The organism is Streptomyces sp. CB02414, assembly GCF_001905385.1.
Taxonomy (GTDB): Bacteria; Actinomycetota; Actinomycetes; order Streptomycetales; family Streptomycetaceae; genus Streptomyces.
The window spans coordinates 917,950-937,451 of sequence record NZ_LIPF01000001.1 but is presented as its reverse complement, the minus strand read 5'-3'; the positions used below and the strand labels follow the sequence as shown (position 1 = coordinate 937,451).

The 19,502-nt window shown below is 72.8% G+C and carries 19 protein-coding genes; 6 read left to right on the top strand and 13 right to left on the bottom strand.

Going from position 1 to position 19,502, the window contains the following annotated elements; all coding sequences use genetic code 11:
* Positions 1-52 precede the first annotated feature (52 nt).
* From AMK11_RS04245 to AMK11_RS04210, 8 genes are all read right to left on the bottom strand, one after another.
* Complete coding sequence (locus tag AMK11_RS04245; RefSeq protein ID WP_073723124.1) at positions 53-1,519, bottom strand: hypothetical protein; 1,467 nt, start codon at positions 1,517-1,519, stop codon at positions 53-55.
* A gap of 213 nt (positions 1,520-1,732) precedes the next feature.
* On the bottom strand, positions 1,733-2,704 hold the full coding sequence (locus AMK11_RS04240) for an N-acetylglucosamine kinase (protein ID WP_073723122.1): 972 nt from the start codon (positions 2,702-2,704) through the stop codon (positions 1,733-1,735).
* Positions 2,695-3,960 carry a 6-phospho-beta-glucosidase gene (locus AMK11_RS04235; protein WP_073723120.1) on the bottom strand — a complete coding sequence of 422 codons (1,266 nt, stop codon included), beginning with the start codon at positions 3,958-3,960 and terminating at the stop codon, positions 2,695-2,697. The genes AMK11_RS04240 and AMK11_RS04235 overlap by 10 nt, the downstream gene beginning before the upstream one ends.
* A gap of 7 nt (positions 3,961-3,967) precedes the next feature.
* On the bottom strand, positions 3,968-4,858 hold the full coding sequence (locus AMK11_RS04230) for a carbohydrate ABC transporter permease (protein WP_073723118.1): 891 nt from the start codon (positions 4,856-4,858) through the stop codon (positions 3,968-3,970).
* Positions 4,855-5,799, bottom strand: a complete 945-nt coding sequence (locus tag AMK11_RS04225; protein ID WP_073723116.1) for a carbohydrate ABC transporter permease — start codon at positions 5,797-5,799, stop codon at positions 4,855-4,857. Before AMK11_RS04225 ends, AMK11_RS04230 begins: the two co-directional genes overlap by 4 nt.
* A 6-nt stretch (positions 5,800-5,805) precedes the next feature.
* Positions 5,806-7,143, bottom strand: coding sequence for an ABC transporter substrate-binding protein (locus AMK11_RS04220; protein WP_073723114.1), 1,338 nt, complete (start codon positions 7,141-7,143; stop codon positions 5,806-5,808).
* Between the two features lie 62 nt (positions 7,144-7,205).
* On the bottom strand, positions 7,206-8,420 hold the full coding sequence (locus AMK11_RS04215) for an ROK family transcriptional regulator (protein ID WP_073723112.1): 1,215 nt from the start codon (positions 8,418-8,420) through the stop codon (positions 7,206-7,208).
* A gap of 203 nt (positions 8,421-8,623) precedes the next feature.
* Positions 8,624-9,721 carry a mechanosensitive ion channel family protein gene (locus AMK11_RS04210; RefSeq protein WP_107429637.1) on the bottom strand — a complete coding sequence of 366 codons (1,098 nt, stop codon included), beginning with the start codon at positions 9,719-9,721 and terminating at the stop codon, positions 8,624-8,626.
* Between the two features lie 309 nt (positions 9,722-10,030).
* Between AMK11_RS04210 and AMK11_RS04205 the strand changes: the two genes are divergently transcribed.
* The gene (locus AMK11_RS04205) at positions 10,031-10,567 is read left to right on the top strand and encodes an HNH endonuclease (protein WP_019325428.1); all 537 of its coding nucleotides are present in this window, start codon (positions 10,031-10,033) and stop codon (positions 10,565-10,567) included.
* A 99-nt stretch (positions 10,568-10,666) separates the two neighbouring features.
* On the opposite strand, the gene AMK11_RS04200 is transcribed toward AMK11_RS04205, so the two are convergent.
* The 3 genes from AMK11_RS04200 to AMK11_RS04190 form a co-directional block, all read right to left on the bottom strand.
* Positions 10,667-10,888 carry a hypothetical protein gene (locus AMK11_RS04200; RefSeq protein ID WP_073723110.1) on the bottom strand — a complete coding sequence of 74 codons (222 nt, stop codon included), beginning with the start codon at positions 10,886-10,888 and terminating at the stop codon, positions 10,667-10,669.
* Positions 10,885-11,616, bottom strand: a complete 732-nt coding sequence (locus AMK11_RS04195; RefSeq protein WP_079187264.1) for a class I SAM-dependent methyltransferase — start codon at positions 11,614-11,616, stop codon at positions 10,885-10,887. The genes AMK11_RS04200 and AMK11_RS04195 overlap by 4 nt, the downstream gene beginning before the upstream one ends.
* A gap of 146 nt (positions 11,617-11,762) precedes the next feature.
* Positions 11,763-12,296, bottom strand: coding sequence for a PadR family transcriptional regulator (locus AMK11_RS04190; RefSeq protein ID WP_073723108.1), 534 nt, complete (start codon positions 12,294-12,296; stop codon positions 11,763-11,765).
* A gap of 230 nt (positions 12,297-12,526) precedes the next feature.
* Here AMK11_RS04190 and AMK11_RS04185 point away from each other — a divergent pair, with 230 nt between their 5' ends.
* From AMK11_RS04185 to AMK11_RS04175, 3 genes are read left to right on the top strand one after another with little or no spacing between them, the layout of a single operon-like run.
* Positions 12,527-12,832 carry a hypothetical protein gene (locus tag AMK11_RS04185; RefSeq protein WP_043372889.1) on the top strand — a complete coding sequence of 102 codons (306 nt, stop codon included), beginning with the start codon at positions 12,527-12,529 and terminating at the stop codon, positions 12,830-12,832.
* A gap of 9 nt (positions 12,833-12,841) precedes the next feature.
* Positions 12,842-15,154, top strand: a complete 2,313-nt coding sequence (gene malQ / locus AMK11_RS04180) for a 4-alpha-glucanotransferase (RefSeq protein WP_073723107.1) — start codon at positions 12,842-12,844, stop codon at positions 15,152-15,154.
* Positions 15,155-15,177: 23 nt separating this feature from the next.
* Entirely contained in the window at positions 15,178-15,459 is a 282-nt protein-coding gene (locus AMK11_RS04175) for a hypothetical protein (protein WP_073723105.1), read from the top strand.
* Positions 15,460-15,547: 88 nt separating this feature from the next.
* Here the strand turns inward: AMK11_RS04175 and AMK11_RS04170 are convergent, their stop codons facing one another.
* Positions 15,548-16,060 (bottom strand): MarR family winged helix-turn-helix transcriptional regulator, encoded by a 513-nt coding sequence (locus AMK11_RS04170; RefSeq protein ID WP_073723103.1) that lies wholly within the window; start codon positions 16,058-16,060, stop codon positions 15,548-15,550.
* 104 nt (positions 16,061-16,164) lie between these two features.
* Between AMK11_RS04170 and AMK11_RS04165 the strand changes: the two genes are divergently transcribed.
* Together AMK11_RS04165 and AMK11_RS04160 are read left to right on the top strand one after the other, a co-directional pair.
* The gene (locus tag AMK11_RS04165) at positions 16,165-17,130 is read left to right on the top strand and encodes an EamA family transporter (protein ID WP_073723944.1); all 966 of its coding nucleotides are present in this window, start codon (positions 16,165-16,167) and stop codon (positions 17,128-17,130) included.
* Between the two features lie 36 nt (positions 17,131-17,166).
* Positions 17,167-18,093 (top strand): DMT family transporter, encoded by a 927-nt coding sequence (locus AMK11_RS04160; RefSeq protein ID WP_073723101.1) that lies wholly within the window; start codon positions 17,167-17,169, stop codon positions 18,091-18,093.
* A gap of 48 nt (positions 18,094-18,141) precedes the next feature.
* Here AMK11_RS04160 and AMK11_RS04155 read toward each other — a convergent pair whose 3' ends face one another.
* Positions 18,142-19,482: a hypothetical protein gene (locus tag AMK11_RS04155; protein ID WP_143194562.1), complete on the bottom strand. Its 1,341-nt coding sequence runs from the start codon at positions 19,480-19,482 to the stop codon at positions 18,142-18,144.
* Between the last annotated feature and the right edge of the window lie 20 nt (positions 19,483-19,502).

The following is a 19,502-nucleotide window of genomic DNA, read 5'->3' as shown; positions in this document are numbered from 1 at the left end:
CCTCCTTTCACGGGTTCCCCTTCCCGCCCGTCCGCCGGACCCACGCCCCGTCTCACCGGTACTCCGAGAGCCTGCGCCCGATGCCCAGCAGCGCGCCGGCCACGCCCAGGGCGGCGAGGACACCGGCGCCCTGCGGCAGGTAGCCCATCGCGTCCAGCCCGTCGCCCGCCGCCTGCTCGAATTCCCGTTCCTCGTGCTCGAGCGCGGCGGCGAGCGAGGCGTCGACGCCGTCGAAGCACTCGACGGTGGCACCCTCGCCGCCGATCACCAGGTCCAGCGCCTGCTGGTAGTTGCCGTTCTCGTCCTGCTCACGGGCGGCGGCGTGGCGCTCCTTCCACTCCGCCATGTTCCCGTTCGCCGCGGTGACCGGGCGCTGACCGGCGGCGTCGTCGGCGAGCCGCGCGGCCTCGGCAAGGCCCTTGCCGAGCGCGTCCATGTTCTTCCCGAAGTCGAAGTCGTAGGCGTCGACCGTCTCGCCGCCGACCTTCTTCGTCTGGGCGCCGCGCGCCACCAGCGTCAGGTTCTCGTTGCCCCGGGCCTTGAGGGAGGCGATGCGGGCGTCCTGCAGCACGTTCAGCGAGCGTACGCCGTGGTCGTGGGAGTCGCCCAGGTTCGAGCGCGCGACGCTGTGGCCGACGACCAGCCAGAGCAGGACGACGGCGGTGGTGGCCGTGGCGGTGACCAGGCCGTGGTTGAAGACCCGGTTGGTGCGGCGGTAGTTGCGGTGCTGGGCCCAGGCCAGGGCGCCGAGCGCCAGCACACCGAGGGCGATCGCCGCCCACGGGTAGGACTTGGCGTCCCCGTAGTCGGCGCTCAGCCGCCGGTTCTCCGTCTCGTACAGGTCCTCGGCCGCCGGGAGCATGTCCTGCTGCATCTTCTCGTTGGCGTAGCGCAGATAGGCGCCGCCGACCGGGAAGCCCTGCCTGTTGTAGGTGCGGGCGCGCTCGATGAGGCCCTTGTACTCGGGCAGCAGGCGGTTGAGCTCGGCGATGGTGTCCGCGGAGGGCGAGTCGGCGTCGGAGTTCGCGGCGGCCGTCACCAGCCCCTCGGCGGCCGTGCGGATGCCCTTCTCGTACCGGTCCCGGGACTCCTCGGTCTCCTGGCCGCCGGCGAGGAACCCGCTGGAGGCCGCGGTGTTGGCCTCGGCGAGGGAGCGGTAGATGTCGGCCGCGTCGGAGGTGAGCGGCTGACTGCGGTACCGCACGTCGTGGGCCGCCGTGGACCGCTCGTGCATCTGCCAGGCGGTGACCGTGCCGAAGGCGACGACCAGCGCGGCGAGCAGCGCGCCGATGATCCGCAGCCGCCCCGGCTCGGTGACGGCGGCCGCCCGCAGCCGGTCCACGCCCTCGGCGAACGCGGTGCGCCGGGGCGGCGCGGGCGGGGGAGGGGGAGAAGCGCCGGGAGCGCCGCCGCCCGGCCGCTGCGCCGGGACCGGCGGGGACTGCGGCGGCACGGTGGACACGGTGGGCGTGCCGGCGCCCGGTGGTGGCGCCGCGCTGCCCTTCGGCGGTCGATTCACTGCTGACCTCCCCCATGGTCATCCGTCGCCGCAAGTATCGCTGCCCGCACCGGCATTCGCACCGGCCTTCACCCGATCTTGATCCGATCTGGGCGCAATCCGATCCGGGCGCAAGCCGATCCGGGTCAACGCACCACCCCTGCCCATGAATACGCCGCCGGAACCGGTCCGGTTCCCCGGGCCGGCTCCGGCGGCGTCCGCGAGCGGTGGGGCTCAGCCGCCGAAGTGGTCCCGCGCCCGCGCGTGCGCCTCGGGCGCAGCCCCCGTCCGGTCCAGCCCCAGCAGCACCGCGCCCAGCACGGGCCGGGCCGTCACCACGCGCGGTACGGCCTCGGGGGCGCGGGTCGCCAGCAGCTCCCGTATCCGGCCGTCGAGCCGCGCGTGACGCGCCGCCAGGACGCTGCCGCCCAGCAGCACCGGTGCCGGCTCGGCCAGCAGGTCCAGCCGGGTCAGCGCGACCGTGGCCATGGCGACCACCTCGTCGGCCTGCCGGTCGACGATCGCCCGCGCGATCCGGTCGCCGCCGTCCGCCGTCGCGAACAGCACGGGCGTCAGCTCGTGCCGCCGGACGGGCTCGACGTGGCGCAGGTGCAGGGCCTCGATGAGGGCGTACATCGAGCCGAGCCCGAAGTGGCCCGGCAGCGTCCGCGCCAGCTCCGTGGGCTCCCCGCGCCCGTCCTCCGCCCGCGCCGCGTACCACACCGCCTCCTCCGCCAGCCCCCAGCCGCCGCCCCAGTCGCCGGACAGCCGCCCGATGGCCGGGAAACGGGCGGTGCGCCCGTCCGGACGCATGCCGACGCAGTTGACGCCCGCCCCGCACACCACGGCGACCCCGCGCGGCTCGTCGACGCCGGCCCGCAGGATCGCGAACGTGTCGTTGCGCACGTCCACGCTCGCGCCCCAGCCCCGCGCCCGCAGCGCGGCGGCCAGCTGCTCCTCCTCCACCGGCAGGTCGGCGTTGGCCAGACACGCCGAGACATGGTCGACGGCGGTGACACCGGCCGCCGCGAAGGCCCGCCCCACCGCATCCGCCAGGGCGTCCACGGCCCGTTCGACGCCCACCGCGGGCGGCCGGAAGGCGCCGCCCCGCGCCGTGGCGAGCACCTCCCCGCCGGCCGCCACCACGGCCACGTCGGTCTTGCTGTTCCCCGCGTCGACGGCGAGGACACTCCCGGTCAGGCCCACGCCAGGTGCTCCCGGTTGTGTGCGATCAGCCGGTCGGTGAGCTGCTCGGCGTACGCGTACTGGCCGACGAGCGGGTGGGCGAGCAACGCCCGGAAGACCCGGTCCCGGCCGCCGCGCAGCGCCGCGTCCAGGGCCAGGTCCTCGTACGCCGTCACGCTCGCCATCAGCCCCGCGTACAGCGGGTCCACGGCCGGCACCGGCAGCGGGGCGGCGCCCTTGCCGCCCACCGCGGCCGGCACCTCGATCACGGCGTCGTCGGGCAGGAAGGGCAGCGTGCCCCGGTTGTAGGTGTTCACCACCTGGTACGGGGAGCCCGCGCCGCCGAGCAGGGCGGCGGCGAGGTCCACGGCGGCCTCGGAGTAGTAGGCGCCGCCGCGCTTGGCGAGCAGCTCGGGCTTCTCGTCCAGGGCCGGGTCGCCGTACATCCCCAGCAGCTGCCGCTCCATCGCCGCCACCTCGGCGGCCCGGGACGGCTTGGTGCGCAGCTCGTCCACGACCTCGTCGTGGGCGTAGTAGTAGCGCAGGTAGTAGGAGGGGACGACGCCCAGGCGGTCCAGGAGGGGCCTGGGCAGCCGCAGGTCGGCGGCGACCGCGTCCCCGTGCTCGGCCAGCAGCCGGGGCAGCACGTCCTCGCCCTCGGGGCCGCCGAGGCGGACGCCGGTCTCCCAGGTGAGGTGGTTGAGCCCGACGTGGTCCAGGTGGACGTCGGCGGGCTCGGCCTGGAGCAGGGCGGCGAACTTGCGCTGCAGCCCGATCGCCACGTTGCACAGGCCCACCGCCCGGTGCCCGGCCCGCAGCAGGGCGCGGGTCACGATGCCGACCGGGTTGGTGAAGTCGATGATCCAGGCGTCGGGGTTGGCACGGCGGACCCGTTCGGCGATGTCCAGCACCACGGGCACCGTGCGCAGCGCCTTGGCGAGGCCGCCCGCGCCGGTCGTCTCCTGGCCGACGCAGCCGCACTCCAGGGGCCAGGTCTCGTCCTGCTCGCGGGCGGCCTGTCCGCCCACACGCAGCTGGAGCAGCACGGCGTCGGCGCCGTCGACGGCGGCGTCCAGGTCGGAGGTGGTGACCACGCGGCCGGGGTGCCCCTGCTTGGCGAAGATGCGGCGGGCGAGGCCGCCGACCAGCTCCAGCCGGTCGGCCGCCGGGTCGACGAGGACCAGTTCCTCCACGGGCAGCGTGTCCCGCAACCGGGCGAAGCCGTCGACCAGTTCGGGCGTGTAGGTCGAACCGCCGCCGACCACGGTGAGTTTCATGAAGTCATCAACCCTTTACTCCGGTCAGTGTGACACCCTCGACGAACGCCTTCTGCGCGAAGAAGAACACGAGGATCACGGGGGCCATGACCAGCACGGTCGCGGCCATGGTGAGGTTCCAGTCGGTGTGGTGGGCGCCCTTGAAGGACTCCAGCCCGTAGGACAGGGTCCAGGCGCCGGGGTTCTCGGAGGCGTAGATCTGGGGGCCGAAGTAGTCGTTCCAGGCGTAGAAGAACTGGAAGAGGGCTACGGCGGCGATGCCCGGCTTCGCCATCGGCAGGACGACCTTCAGCAGCGTGCGCAGCTCCCCGCAGCCGTCCACCTTCGCCGCGTCCAGGTACTCGTCCGGAATGGTCAGCAGGAACTGGCGCAGCAGGAAGATGGAGAAGGCGTCGCCGAAGGCCATCGGGATGATCAGCGGCCACAGCGTGCCGGACAGGTCCAGCTGCTTCGCCCAGAACAGGTACATCGGGATGATGATCACCTGCGGGGGCAGCATCATCATCGAGATCACCAGCATCAGCGACAGATGCCGGCCCCGGAAGCGGAACTTGGCCAGCGCGTACGCCACGGGAATCGACGAGGCGACCGTCAGGGCGGTGCCGAGCCCCGCGTAGAGCAGCGTGTTCCGCCACCAGGTGAGGAAGCCGGGCGTGTCCCAGACCGTGCGGTAGTTGCCCCACTCCCAGGTGTGCGGCCACAGGTCGCGGGTGAGGGCCTGCTGGTCGCTCATCAGCGAGGTGAGGACCACGAACACGAACGGCAGGGTGAAGAAGAGGGCGACGGCGACGCCGAGGGAGTGGACGGCGATCCACTCCAGCACCACGCGGCGGCGGGCGGCCCGCTGTTCGGTGGGCGGGGTGCCGGCCACCACGGGACGTTCTATCACCTGGGTCATCGTTCACCTGCCTGGAGGAGACCGCCCCGGCGGCGCATCAGAAGCGCCGTGAACGTCATGGCCAGGGCGAACAGCACGAGGGCGACCACGCAGGCGGCGCCGTAGTCGAAGCGCTGGAAGCCGAGGTTGTAGACGAGCTGGGGGAGGGTCAGGGTCGACTTGTCCGGGTAGCCGGGTTCGAAGGACTGCCCCGAACCGCCGATGATCCCGGAGGCCACCTTCCCGGCGACCAGCGGCTGCGTGTAGTACTGCATCGTCTGGATCACGCCCGTGACGACGGCGAACAGCACGATCGGCGAGATGTTCGGCAGCGTCACGAACCGGAACCGCTGCCAGGCCGACGCCCCGTCCAGCTCGGCCGCCTCGTACTGCTCCTTCGGCACGTCCAGCAGCGCGGCCATGAAGATGACCATGAGGTCGCCGACGCCCCACAGCGCGAGCGCGGTCAGCGCGGGCTTGGACCAGGCGGAGTCCGTGAACCAGCCGGGTGCCGGCACGCCCAGGGCCTCCAGGACGGAGTTGACCGGCCCGGTGCCGGGATTGAGCAGGAAGACGAAGGCCAGCGTCGCGGCGACCGGCGGGGCGAGGTAGGGCAGGTAGAACAGGGTGCGGAAGACCCCGGCCCCCGTCTTGATCTTCGTGACGAGCAGCCCGACCCCGAGTCCGAACACCACCCGGCAGGTCACCATCACCAGGACCAGCCAGAGGGTGTTGCGCAGGGCGGGCCAGAACAGCGGGTAGTCCTGGAAGACGTACGTCCAGTTCTCCAGGCCCCGGAACTCCGGGACGCCGAAGCCGTCGTACTTCATCAGCGAGAAGTACACGGTGGACACCATGGGATAGGCGAAGAAGACGCCGAACCCGACGAGCCACGGTGACAGGAAGGCCACCGTGCGAAGCGCCGAGGAACGGCGCTTGGCGCGGAGTGTGTTCGTGGCCATGGACCGCTACTTCACCTGCTCGATGTCGCGGTCGATCTGCTCGGCGGTCTTCTCCAGCCCGGCCTTCAGGTCCGTCGCCTTGCCCGACTCGTACTGGTAGCCGAAGTCCTGGAGCGTCAGCTGGTACGTGGAGCCGTTGACGGAGGCGGGCGGGGTGTTCGACTCGGGGTGCTGGGCGATCTCCAGGAAGGTCTCGAACGCCGGGTCGGTCTTCAGGTCGGGGGACTTCAGCGCCTCGAACGTGGACGGCACGTTCCGGATGGCGTTGGCGAAGGCGACGACCGCGTCCGTATCGGTCGTCATGTACTTCACCAGCTCCCACGCGGCGTTCTGCTTCTCGCTCTGCGGGGCGATGCCCATGATCGTGCCGGAGAGGAAGCCCTTGCCGTACTCGTCCACCTCGTCGTCGGCGACGGGCATCGGCGCGGTGCCGATCTCGAAGTCCACGCCGGCGTCCTCCGCCATGCCGAGCCGCCACTCGCCGTCGAGCTGCATGGCCACCTGGCCCGTGTGGAAGGGGTGCTTGGCGCCCCACTCGTCGCCGAAGGTGTTGCGGTACTTCTCCAGCTTCTCGAAGCCGCCGAGGGCGTCGACGAGGTTCTTCTGGTACGTGAACATCTCGGCGAAGGCCGGGTCCTTGGCCACGTTGGACTTGCCGTTCTCGTCGAAGTAGGCGTGGTCCCACTGGGACATGTAGTGGTCGACGACCGTCTCGTAGCCGTGGTAGTTCGGCATGAAGCCGAGCTGCTCGTAGCCGTCGCCCTCGGACCTGGTGAGCTTCTTCGCCACCTCGGTGAACTCGGACCAGGTCTTCGGCGGGGCCTTGATGCCGGCCGCCTCGAAGGCGTCCTTGTTGTAGTAGAGGCCGTAGGCGTCGCCGAGCAGCGGCAGGGCGCAGCGCACCCCCTCGAACTGGGTGTACTCCAGCATCGGCTTCGGGATCGTCGCGTCGAGGTCGAGCTTCGACTTCTCGATGAACGGCTTCAGGTCGAGGAAGGCGCCCGAGGAGCAGAACTTGCCGATGTTGGAGGTGGTGAACGACGACACCACGTCCGGGCCGTTCGAACCGCCGGCGCGCAGGGCCTGGTTGAGCTTGTCGTCGTTGATGTTGCCGACGACCTTCACCTTGATGTTCGGGTGGGCCTTCTCGAAGCGGTCCACGTTGGCCTGCACGGCCTTCACCTCGGCGGGGGCGCTCCAGCCGTGCCAGAAGGTGATGGTCGTCTCGGCGTTCGGGTCGTCGGTGGCGCCGCTCCCGGACTGTCCGGTGCAGGCGCCGGTGAGCAGGACGAGGGAGGCGGAGGCGGCGATCGCGAGGGTGATGTTCCTGGATATTCCGGGCATGGCGGGGCTCCCAGGGCATGGGCGGGCGAGGGACGGGCGGTACGGGGCCGTGCGGTGCGGAGTCAGCGCGAGGTGTCGAAGACCTCGTCGCGGGTGGTCGCGAGCGCGCTCTCCAGTGCGCCGCGCAGTACGGGGTCGGCGCTCACGCCGCCGAGGACGAGGCGGGGCCGGGACGCGGCCAGTTCCTCCAGCTCGTCCTGGAGCAGGGCGCGCAGCGGCTCGCCGCCCGCGGTGAGCGCCGTGCCGCTGAGCACCACCAGCTCGGGGTCGAGGACGGAGACGAGGGAGGCGAGGCCGGTCGCGAGGCGGGTGGCGTAGGTCTGGAGCAGGCGGTGGTGGGGGCCGTCGTCTCGGTGCTCGGCGGCCTCGGTGAGGAGGGCGGCGGCCGACTCGGTGTACGGCCCGGTCGGCACCGGCTCGACGCCCAGCTCGCGGGCCAGCTTCGGCAGGGCCTGCGCGCCGGCCAGCTCCTGGAAACCGCCGCTGCCCGTGCGGCTGACCTTGCGGACCAGCGGAGCGCCGGGCACGGGCAGGAACCCGACCTCGCCGGCGCCGCCGGTCCAGCCGCGGTGCAGCCGGCCGCCGAGGACCAGGGCGGCGCCCAGCCCCTCCTGGTTCCACAGCAGGACGAAGTCGCCGTGCCCCCGGGCGGCACCGAGTCGCTGCTCCGCCACGGCCGCGAGATTCACGTCGTTCTCGTACTCGACCGGCATCGGCAGCGCGGCGGCGAGTTCGCCGAGGAGGGCGGGGGAGTGCCAGCCGGGCAGGTGGGAGGCGTAGCGCAGCCGTCCCGTGCCCGGGTCGAAGGCGCCCGGGGTGCCGATGACCAGGCGGTGGACGGCGTCCCGGGCGAGTCCGGCCGCCTTCACGGCGCCGTCGAGGGCGTCGGTGACCTGCTGGACGACCGGGGTGGCGGGGCGGCGGCCCGGGGTGGGCAGTTCGTACCGGCCGACCGTGCGCCCGGTGACGTCGGCGACCGCCGCGAGCAGGCGGTCCGGGGTGACGTCGAGTCCGGCGGCGTACGCGGCGGCCGGGTTCACCTCGTAGAGCTGGGCGCCGGGACCGGGACGCCCCTCGGTCGTACCGCCGGCCAGCACCAGCCCCGCCGCCTCCAGACGGGCCAGCAGCTGCGAGGCGGTCGGCTTGGACAGGCCGGTGAGCTTGCCGATCCGGGTGCGGGACAGCGGCCCGTGCTCCAGCAGGAGGTCGAGCGCGGCCCGGTCGTTCATGGCGCGCAGGACGCGCGGGGTGCCCGGCGTGCCGGCGGTTGCTGCCATTGCGTGTCCACACCTGCCTCTCGGCCGCTCAGCTTTTCAGTGCGAGGCCGCCAAGTCCACCGGCCGCACCCCGTCGAGGGCTACTGTTAGGAAAGTTTCCTGTTGGTGGAGAAACGTAGGCCCGCCGTACGGGAGCCGTCAAGAGACCGCCCCCGGGCGACGTGGTCGTCACCTCGGGGGCGGGTCGGGCGCGGGTGGTGCCGCTACTTGGTGGTGCTCGGCGGCGGGATCGGGGAGGCCGCGATGGACTGCGGGGACACGGTGCTCGAATAGGCCGAGGGGGCCGCCATGCCCGCGGTCGGATCGGGCGCCGCGGCCTGCTGCCCCGGCACCTCCGGACCGCCGACGATCGGGATGCCGGCCGCGTCGAAGGCCCGCTTGACCCGCCAGCGCAGCTCGCGCTCGACGGTGAGGGACTTGCCGGGCATGGTCTTCGCGGAGACCCGCACCACCATGGAGTCCAGCAGGACGGAGTCCAGGCCGAGCACCTCGACCGGGCCCCAGAGCATCTCGTTCCAGGGTTCCTCCTTGCTCATCCGCCCGCCGACCGCGGCGATGGTCTCCTTCACCTTCTCCAGGTCCTCGTCGGAGCGGACGGTCACGTCCACGCCCGCCGTCGACCAGCCCTGGGAGAGGTTGCCGATCCGCTTGACCTCGCCGTTGCGGACGTACCAGATCTCGCCGTTGTCGCCGCGCAGCTTGGTCACCCGCAGCCCGACCTCGATGACCTCGCCGGAGGCCACGCCCGCGTCGATGCTGTCACCGACGCCGTACTGGTCCTCCAGGATCATGAAGACGCCGGAGAGGAAGTCGGTGACCAGGTTGCGGGCGCCGAAGCCGATCGCGACGCCCGCGACACCGGCGGAAGCCAGCAGCGGGGCCAGGTTGATCTGGAAGGTGCCCAGCACCATCAGGGCCGCGGTGCCGAGGATGAGGAAGCTGGCCACCGAGCGCAGCACGGACCCGATGGCCTCGGAGCGCTGGCGCCGCCGCTCGGCGTTGACCAGCAGCCCGCTCAGCGCGGTACTGGCACCCGTCCCGGCCCGCCGGTTCATCCGCTCTATCAGCTTGGTGATCGCCCGCCGCACCACCGCGCGCAGCACCACCGCGATCACCACGACCAGCAGCACCCGCAGCCCGATCGCGAGCCACGTCGACCAGTTCTCCTCGACCCAGCCGGCGGCGTTCGACGCGCTCTCCTGGGCGTCCTGGAACGACGGCACCGCCGGTGTCGACGACTCCGAGGGCGACGGCGACGGCGATGGACCGGCGGCCAGTGGGACGGCGGCGGACAGGGGCACGACGGATACCTCCAGGTACGGTGCCGCCCGCCCCCGGCGGGGGTCGCATCAAGGTCACGGAACGGTCACCGGACGGACGGAATCACCACACTAACGGGGCACCACGTGCGGAACGGCGCGAAGTTCGCGGGCGAGACCACGCTCACCCGCGCTTGAACTGGTCACGGTCCTGGGGATGCATCCCGTGTGGTCGAAAACACTCCCAGCCCGTTACCGGGACATGGTGGCGCTTCCACCAGCCATGAGGGGAGACTGACTGCAGATCGTCCCGGCGCGAGCCACGCGCCGCCGACGCCCAAGGAGGCACCCGTGCCGCATGTCCTGGTCCTCAACGCGTCGTACGAGCCACTCGGCGTCGTACCGCTCCGCCGCGCGCTCGTCCTCGTCCTGGAGAACAAGGCCGTGTGCCTCGAGGAGTCCGGCGCCTACCTGCACAGCGCGACCGTCACCGTGCCCGCACCCAGCGTGGTCCGGCTCAAGCGGTTCGTGCGGGTGCCCTACCGGGGGCCCGTCCCGCTCACCCGCCGGGCGCTCTTCGCCCGGGACGGGGGCCGCTGCATGTACTGCGGCGCCGTCGCCACCAGCGTCGACCACGTCATCCCGCGCAGCCGCGGTGGCCTGCACGCGTGGGACAACGTGGTGGCCTCCTGCCGCCGCTGCAACCACGTCAAGGCCGACCGCCACCTCGGCGAGATCGGCTGGCGCCTGCGCCACAAGCCCGCCCCGCCCACCGGACTGGCCTGGCGCATCATCGGCACGGGGCACCGGGACCCGCGCTGGCTGCCGTACTTGCAACCGTACGGCGCGGAGGACGCCATGGCCCGGATCGACGGCATTTCCGCCTGACGGTCCGGGCCTCCTCGTACGCCGGGCCGCCGGGGACGGGACGGGTCAGCGCACCCAGTTCTTCAGCGGCTCGGTGTCGAGGGTGATCCCGACGAAGGCCTACGACGGGGCGAGGGTGCCGTCCGGGCGGGCGCGGCGCTCTCGGCGGGCGCCGACGGCCAAGCCCTGCCGGGAGTTCAGCCACAGCTCGGAGCGCTCGCGCACACAGGCCCGTGTGAGCCACTGCAGGGCGCGGGCGGTGTTGCCGTCGGGCGGTGTCCTGCCGCTGGGGCGCCCCTGACCGGTGACGAGCATGTGGGGCCGACCGGCGGTCAGGGTCACAGGGCTCCTCCGGAGCCGCAGGGGTCCACACCGTCACTGTAGGGGAGTTCGGCTTGTTGGACGGGCCCTGACCTGGGGTGCCGCCACGTGAGGGTGTAGCGCCAGAAGAGGCGGCGGCGCAGGCGTGCGCCGGGCAGCACCGCGCGGGCCTGTCGGCGGATGTCGGAGAAGGGCATGTCGGCCGGTCGGGTCCGGGCGGACATCGAGGGGGGCGGGGCGGCGCTCCTGCCCCCGTTCTTGAGCCAGCCGGTGGCGGCGTTCAGGGGGACGGCCGCCGCGCCGAGCAGGTGGTCCGTGGCGGTCCGCGGCCGGTAGAGGCCGACGACCACCAGGGTGCCGCCGGGAGCCAGGTGCCGACGGAAGGCGGCGAGGGCCTCGGTGAACGGCAGGTGGTGGAGGGTGGCGACGCAGGTGATGACGTCGTAGGGGCCGGCGGGGAGCCCCGCCGGGGCGTTCGAGACCGTGAAGGACGCGGTTGTCGCCTCGGGGGTCAGCAGGCGCGCCCGCGAGGTGATCGCCGGGTCGGAGTCGACGCCCCGGACCTCGTCGGCCCGGGCGGCGAGGAGCCGGGCCAGGTCGCCGGTGCCGGAGCCGACGTCCAGCGCGCTGCCGAACCGGCGGGGGAGCCGGCGCAGGATCCACCGGTGGTAGTGGGCGTTGTGGTCCCAGGGGCGGGCGGCGTTGAAGCGGTCGAGCGCCTGGAGGAGCCGGTGCGGCGCCGGTGGCACGCGGTTGTTTCCGTACCTCACGACCACCCCGGCCCCTGGTCCCCACGTCCTCTGAAAACCGTGAGCACGCTACCCCACGGGTGCCTTCGCCAGGTCGCGTGCCGCGAGCAGCGGCCCCGTCGCGTTCCCGGTCGTGTCCCCGTTCGTCATGCTGTGCGGACCTCCGTGGTCAGGTGGGTGAGCCGGGCCGCCGTGGTGGCCATCCAACGGAGGTCGGCGTCGAGGTGGTTGAGGGCGTAGTCGGCCGAGAGGACGGTGGTCAGGTCCGTGCCGGGAGCCGTCTTCACCGCCGTGAGCTCCCGCATCCGGTCCATGTGGGCGGTGCGCTGGGCCAGCAGACAGGCGCCCGCGTCGGCGCCGGTGAGGATCGAGACGACGACCTTGGCGAAGATCTCGTTCGTCACGAAGGGGGCGGGCGGGGCGATCTCGCCCGCCCAGCGCGCCAGTTCCCGCGCGCCCTCCTCGGTCGTGCGGTACGCGGTCCGCTCGGGGCCGCCGTCCGACGCGGTGCCGTCCACCTCCGCGAGTCCGTCCCGGACCAGGCGCTGGAGGGTCGTATAGACCTGCCCGTAGGCCAGCGGCCGGGCCTGAGGGAAGCGTTCGTCGTGGCGCCGCTTCAGGTCGTAGCCGTGGCTCGGCCCCGAGGCGAGCAGCCCCAGGAGGATGTGCCGGGTGCTCATGGGGGATCAGTATTCGTCGAGTACATGTACTGAGTGAATAGCTGACGAAAGTTTTTTCGCTCCGCGTCGCCTCTGAACGGGTTAAGTGACTGTGCTGCCCGGATTCTGAGAGATTTTGCGGGGGAAGCATGTGACCAGGGTCACGTTGTCGGTGTCGGGACGTCTGTCCTCGCGCGGACTGGGTAGGGCTGCCGTAACCCGCCGAGCGTGCGCGAAACAAGGAGGCCCCCGTGGCTGCACTGGCACCCCTGCTGCTCCCCGCCCCGTCCAAACCCGTGGCGGAGCCGTCCACTCCCTGGGCGGAGCCCTCCGCCGCCTCCGACACCCCGCACTACTGCGTCTTCGGCGCCACCGGGAGCTGCGCCGAGACCCCGCTCACCAGCGAACCGCCGCTGCCCGACGCCGAGCCCCTCACCAGTGAGTCGCCGTTCGCCGACGCCGTACCGCTGACCAGCGAGTCCTCGCCCGAACTCACGGCCGACGTGCCGGAGCAGGGCGGCCCCTCCTTCGCCGTCCCGGAACCCACGAGGTCATAGAGGTCGTAGATGCCAGCAGCCCGGCCGGCCGAGCCCCCCACCGAGGACCTTCCCGAGGATCTGACCCGGCTCGCCGCCCTGCACGGCGTCGCCACCTCCTACCGCCCGTCACCGGACCGCACCGTCGCGGCCTCGGCCACCGCCGTCACCTCGGCCCTGGCCGCCCTCGGCGTGGACACGAGCACCCCGCAGGCCGTGCGTGCCGCGCTCGCCGCCCGCGACACCGAGCTGCGCGAACGCCTGCTGCCGCCCACCGTGGTCGCCTGGCACGACGCCCCCGCGCCGACCGCCCTCGCCGCCCTGCCCGAGGGAACCCGGCTGCGTGTCGACACCGAGCAGGGCGAGCGGCGCGACGGCACGGTGGGCCTCCCGGCCGGTGACGGGGCGGCCGGTGACGGTGGCCCGGACCTTCCGGCTGGGGGCGAGGCGGCCCGCCGGGCCGCTGACGGCGTTCCGGGCACTTCGATCCGTGACGGCGTCGTGCGCCCCTCGCCCGACAACGGCGCCGCGAGCGGTGTCCTCGCCGGTCTCCCGCCCGGCGTCCACCGCCTGACCGCCACCGCCCCCGACGGCCGCAGTGCCCGCGCCCACCTGATCGTCGCGCCCGCCCGGCTGCCCGCCCCCGCCACCCGCTCCTACGGCCTCCTCGTGCAGCTCTACTCCCTCCTCTCCCGCCGTTCCTGGGGCATGGGCGACCTCGGCGACCTCGGCGAACTCGCCGCCTGGGCCGGACGCGCCCTCGGCGCCGGTTTCGTGCAGGTCAACCCGCTGCACGCCGCCGTACCCGGCGCGCCCACCGACCCCTCCCCGTACCGCCCCTCCTCGCGCCGCTTCCCCGACCCCGTACACCTGCGGATCGAGGACGTGCCCGAGTTCGCGCACGTCGCCGACCCCGAGCGCACCCGGACGCTGCGGGAGCGGGCGGCGCGGCTGCGCGGGGCCGTGCTGGAGAACGACGCCCTCATCGACCGGGACGCCGTGTGGGAGCTCAAGCGCGAGGCGCTGGAAGTGCTCCGCGAGGTGCCCCTCGGCCCCGGCCGCCGGGCCGCCTACTGCGACTACCTCGCCGAACAGGGCACCGCCCTGGAGGACCACGCCACCTGGTGCGCGCTCGCCGAGGTCCACGGCCCCGACTGGCACCGCTGGCCCGAGGGCCTGCGCGACCCCCGCTCGGCCGACACCGACCGCGCCCGCACCGCCCTGATGGACCGCGTCGACTTCCACTCCCGCCTCGCCTGGCTCACCGACACCCAGCTCAGGGCCGCCCAGCACAGCGCCCGCGAGGCCGGCATGCCGGTCGGGATCGTCCACGACCTCGCCGTGGGCGTACACCCGCGCGGCGCCGACTCCTGGGCCCAGCAGGAGTGCTTCGCCGCCGGTATGTCGGTGGGCGCCCCGCCCGACGCCTTCAACGCCCGCGGCCAGGACTGGGGCCTGCCGCCCTGGCGCCCCGACCGCCTCGCCGCGTCCGGCTACGCGCCCTTCCGCGGCCTGCTGCGCGGCCTGTTCCGCTACGCGGGTGCCCTGCGCATCGACCACGTCATGGGCCTGTTCCGGCTCTGGTGGGTCCCCGAGGGCCACCCGCCCACCGAGGGCACCTACGTCCGCTACGACGCCGAGGCCATGCTCGCCGTCCTTGTCCTGGAGGCGTCCCGCGCCGGTGCCGTGGTGATCGGCGAGGACCTGGGCACCGTCGAGCCCGGCGTGCGGGAGGCGCTGCGCGAACGCGGCGTGCTCGGCACCTCGGTGCTGTGGTTCGAGCGGGACTGGGAGGGCGACGGCCGCCCCCTGCCCCCCGACCGGTGGCGTGCCGACTGCCTGGCCACCGCCACCACCCACGACCTGCCCTCCACCGCCGCCCGCCTCACCGGCGAACACGTCGAACTCCGCGACCGGCTCGGCCTGCTCACCCGCCCGCTGGAGGAGGAACGGGCCGAGGCGTCGGCGGACACGGCCGAGTGGCTGGACGCGCTGGCCCGGCTCGGCCTGCTCCACGGCACCGCAGGGGACACCGGAACGCCCTCCGAGGAGGCGGGCATCCAGGCCGTCCACCGCTTCCTGCTGCGCACCCCCGCCCGCATGGCCGGCGTCTGGCTCCCGGACGCCGTCGGCGACCGCCGCCCGCAGAACCTGCCCGGCACCTGGGACCAGTACCCGAACTGGCGCCTGCCGATCGCCGACGCCGAGGGACGCCCCGTGACCCTGGAGGACCTGGCCGCCTCTCCGCGGCTGCACGCCCTGATCGACGTCGTACGGGAGCGCGCCGACCACGGGGAGAGCGGTGCCCGGTCCCCGTACGGCACCCCGGGCGCGCGCCCCTGACGGCCGTTCGCTAACTTTGCACCGTGGACAAGAAGAACGCCCTGCGCGCCGGCGCCCTGGCAGCCGGTACGACGCTGATGATGCTGCTCATGTCGTCCCCCGCGCTCGCGCTGACCCGCGACGACGGCGACGACCCCGGCCCGGGCCTGAGCGTCGTCGAGACGCTGGGCCTCTACGTCGTGGCCCCGATCGCGCTGTTCGTGGTCATCGCGGGCCTGGTCATGGTCCTGGACAGGTCCAAGGAGGAGCACCGGGTCACCTCCCGCAACATCAAGACCCGGCCCAAGGCCGACGCCAAGGCCTGACGGCCCACCTCAGCTGTACCGAGGGCGCCGGTCCTCCCGCACACGGCAAGCAGCCGCGCGGGCGGGGCCGGCGCCTTCCGCATGCCCTCTACCCCTCGGTCGCCGACAGCAGGTCCCGCAGCAGGTCGGCCAGCTGTCCGGCCCGCCCGGCGTCGAGGGCGGCGGACAGGGCCTCCGTCTGCACGGCGAGACCCGCGCCGACCGCCTCGTCGACGAGTTCCCGCCCCTTGTCGGTGAGCGTGACCCTGAGGCCCCGGCGGTCGTGCGGGTCGGGGGAGCGGCGCAGCAGACCGGCCCGTTCCAGTTTGTCGAGCCGGCCCGTCATGCCGCCCGTGGTGAGCATCAGCGTCGCCGAGAGCTGCCGGGGCGAGAGCGCGTACGGCTCGCCGGAGCGGCGCAGCGTCGCCAGGACGTCGAACTCACCGCGGGCGATGCCGAACCCGGCGTAGGCCCTGTCCATCCGCTCGCCGATCGCGCGTGACAGCCGGTTGACGCGCCCGAAGACCTCCATCGCGGTGGTGTCGAGGTCGGGCCGGACCACCGCCCACTGGCCGATGATCGCGTCGACCGGGTCCTTGTGCTGCTCGGGGCGCTCACTCATGGGACGAGTATCGACGGCCGTCAGTTCGGCCGCAAGAAAGTGGCTTGTCAATAAGTAGCTTAGGAGTAAGCTACTTATTGCCGACCTACTTGAAGGGGGCCTCCGTGGCCGCGAACCGTCCAGCCCTCATCGCCCTGACCGCCCTCGCCCCCGTCTCCTGGGGCACCACCTACGCCGTCACCACCGAGTTCCTGCCGCCGGACCGGCCTCTGTTCACCGGGCTGATGCGCGCGCTGCCCGCCGGTCTGCTGCTGCTCGCCCTCGCCCGGGTGCTGCCGCGCGGCGCCTGGTGGTGGAAGGCGGCGGTGCTGGGCGCGCTGAACATCGGGGCCTTCTTCCCGCTCCTCTTCCTCTCCGCCTACCGCCTTCCCGGCGGCATGGCCGCCGTCGTCAGCTCCGTCGGCCCGCTCTTCGTCCTCGGACTCTCCGCGCTGCTGCTCGGGCAGCGGCCCACCACCCGCTCCGTGCTCGCCGGCGTGGTGGCGGCGTTCGGCGTGAGCCTCGTGGTGCTGAAGGCGGCCGGGGCGCTGGACCCGCTCGGCGCGCTGGCCGCCCTCGCTTCCACCGCCTCCATGTCCACCGGCACCGTGCTCACCAAGCGCTGGGGACGCCCCGACGGCGTCGGCCCCCTCGCCCTGACCGGATGGCAGCTCACCGCGGGCGGCCTGCTCATCGCCCCGCTCGCCCTCCTGGTCGAGGGTGCCCCGCCCGCCCTGGACGGTCCGGCGGTCGGCGGCTACCTCTACCTGGCGCTGGCCAACACCGCGGTGGCGTACTGGCTCTGGTTCCGCGGCATGGGCAGGCTCTCCGCCACCCAGGTCACCTTCCTCGGCCCGCTCTCGCCGCTGACCGCCGCCGTCGTCGGCTGGGCGGCGCTCGGCGAGGCGCTGACGCCGGTGCAGTTGGCGGGCATGGCGCTGGCGTTCGGGGCGACGGTCGCGGGACAGCTCACGAAGCGGGACGGGACCACGGCGCGCCCCCGACCTTTCAGCCCCCGACCTTTCAGTTCTCCTGCAAAGAACGGTCGAAAAGATTCGATGGACCTGACGGGTACGACGCTGCGACGGTAGAGCCACCGCCCTCGCCGACCAGTGAAAAGGAACTCCGTGGCCGTAGCCGAACGCCGGACCAGTACCGTGGCGCCTTCCGCCACCGCCCGGCCGGGCCCGGCGGCCCCCGTCGCCCTCGGCATCGGGCTCGCCCTCCTCGCCACCCTCGTCTGGTCCGGCAGCTTCGTCACCTCCCGGGCCCTCGGCGACAGCGTCCCGCCCGTCCAGCACGCCTTCTGGCGCTGGGTGGTGGCCCTCGCGGTCGTCGCCCCCTTCGGCGCCCGGCGGGCCTGGCGGCAGCGCGCGCTGATCCGGCGCCACCTCGGCTTCGTCCTCCTCGCCTCCCTGCTCGGCGTCACCGTCTACAACACCCTCGTCAACCAGGCCGGAGTCACCACACCCGCCGCCAACATGGGCATGATCATGGCCGCGTCCCCGGTGCTGATGGCGCTCTGGGACCGCGCGGGCGGCGTACGGCTCGGCCCGCGCCGGGTCGCCGGGCTGCTCATCGCCTGCGCGGGCGTGCTGCTGCTGGTCGGCGGCGGGACCTCGTTCTCGGCCGGCGACCTGTGGATGATCGCCGCCGCCTGCTGCTTCGGGTCGTACAGCGCGCTGCTGCGCCGCAGGCCGGACGGTCTGGACGGAGCCGGCTTCCTGTTCACGACCTTCCTCTTCGGCACCCTCATGCTGCTGCCCGCCCACGTGGCCAGTGTCGCCGTCCAGGGCGGCTTCTCCCCGGCGCCCGGCACCGTCCTGCCCCTCCTCTACGTCGGCATCGCCTCCTCCGCCCTCGCCTTCTTCGCCTGGAACAAGGCGATCTCCCTCATCGGCCCGACCCGCGCCGGAATCGTCTACTACCTCCAGCCGGTGTGCGTCGCCCTGCTGTCCTGGGCGCTGCTCGCCGAACCGACCGGCTGGGCGCAGGCCGGCTGCATGGCACTGATCCTCGGCGGGGTCGTCCTGGGTGCGGGGTCGCGCACGTAGCGGCCGGACGGACGCCCACCGTCGCCGGGTCGTGCTTGCGGCACCTGCTCAGCGCTGTGGTGTGGTGCCGGGGCGGAACGTCACGTACGGGGTGTAGTAGAAGCCTCCGCCGCTGACCCGGTTGCCGGTGACCACGACGTCGCTGACCGGCGAGACGAACCCGACCGTGTCCGCGCTCACCCGGACCGCGTTGCGCGAGGCCCCCGAGGCGCCCGCCGCCACCGTCACCTGGTTGCCGACGATCTCGACCCCGGAGATGGGATTCGCACCCACCTGCACCGGCGGTCGGCTGAACCTCCTGGCCGACATGGAACTGACGTAGACCCCACCGACGCTGTTGTTGATCGTGTTGTCGCGGACGACGATCTCGGTGGTGTTCATCGCGCCGATGGCGTCCCACTTGGCGTCGTCCACGACGTTGCCCTCGATCAGCACGCGCGCGTGCACCTGGCCGACCTTCTCGCCGCCGGTGTGCGATCCGACCAGTTTCGCCCAGGACGGCTGGGACCCGGAGGCACCCGCGTAGTTGCGCTGCACCTGGACATCCACCGTCGGAGTGCCATCGCTGGCTCCGGCCCATGTGTTGCCGGAGAGAGGCAGGTCCAGTTGGACGGCCTCGCCCTGCCACAGGCCCCACGTCGGATTCTCGACCCATCCCTTGAAGAAGCAGTCCCGGACCGCGCCCCGGCGCACGGCGTTGAGTTCGACCGCGTGCCACCACTTGACGTTCCACACCGTCACGCCCTCGACCTCCACGTCCTCGGTGTGGGTGAAGGTCAGCACGTTCATCGGCGGAGCCTTGTCGGCACGTGCCCGCGCGGGTCCGGAGTCGTTCCACACGTACGCGGAGATGGGGTCCCATTCGCCGCCCTTGATCATGATGTTGCCCGGGGCCGAGTAGCCCTTCGTGCCGGCGGGAACATGGTTGATCAGCATGGTGGCGGCTCTCGCGCCGCTGACCGCGGGCGCGCTGAACGCCCCCTGACTGTCCGTCGTGTACTCGGGAGTGGGGGAGTGCTGATTCGTCCGGTCCAGCGTGTACTTCCGCATGACGGTGCCGAACTTGGCGACGAATCGCGCGCCGGTGGCGTCCAGGACCGTGCCGCCGCCGATGACCAAGGTGTTGAGCAGCGTATAGGTGGGAACGCCCGCATATCCGGCCTTGACGATGATCCGGCCCTTGTCGTCGACGCCGTGAGGGCCGACGACGCCCGCCGCCGCGTCGTCCAACGCCTTGCGCAGCGCACGGACGTGCGCCGCCTCGCCCGCGACGGACGGATTGATGCCCGCGGCGTCGGCTCCGGCCGCCGAAGTCGCGCTCCCCGCGATTGCGACGGCCCCGGCCACCACGCTGCCGCGCAGCAGGCCTCGTCGGCTGATTCCTGGCATTCCTCTGCCTCCACCTCTCG

What these genes read in the sequence shown, in the direction of transcription:
- malQ (WP_073723107.1), top strand. Translation starts at nt 12,842, where the DNA reads ATGCCAGCAGCCCGGCCGGCCGAGCCCCCCACCGAGGACCTTCCCGAG.
- AMK11_RS04155 (WP_143194562.1), bottom strand. Translation starts at nt 19,482, where the DNA reads ATGCCAGGAATCAGCCGACGAGGCCTGCTGCGCGGCAGCGTGGTGGCC.
- AMK11_RS04225 (WP_073723116.1), bottom strand. Translation starts at nt 5,799, where the DNA reads ATGGCCACGAACACACTCCGCGCCAAGCGCCGTTCCTCGGCGCTTCGC.
- AMK11_RS04230 (WP_073723118.1), bottom strand. Translation starts at nt 4,858, where the DNA reads ATGACCCAGGTGATAGAACGTCCCGTGGTGGCCGGCACCCCGCCCACC.
- AMK11_RS04215 (WP_073723112.1), bottom strand. Translation starts at nt 8,420, where the DNA reads ATGGCAGCAACCGCCGGCACGCCGGGCACCCCGCGCGTCCTGCGCGCC.
- AMK11_RS04235 (WP_073723120.1), bottom strand. Translation starts at nt 3,960, where the DNA reads ATGAAACTCACCGTGGTCGGCGGCGGTTCGACCTACACGCCCGAACTG.
- AMK11_RS04190 (WP_073723108.1), bottom strand. Translation starts at nt 12,296, where the DNA reads ATGAGCACCCGGCACATCCTCCTGGGGCTGCTCGCCTCGGGGCCGAGC.
- AMK11_RS04170 (WP_073723103.1), bottom strand. Translation starts at nt 16,060, where the DNA reads ATGAGTGAGCGCCCCGAGCAGCACAAGGACCCGGTCGACGCGATCATC.
- AMK11_RS04220 (WP_073723114.1), bottom strand. Translation starts at nt 7,143, where the DNA reads ATGCCCGGAATATCCAGGAACATCACCCTCGCGATCGCCGCCTCCGCC.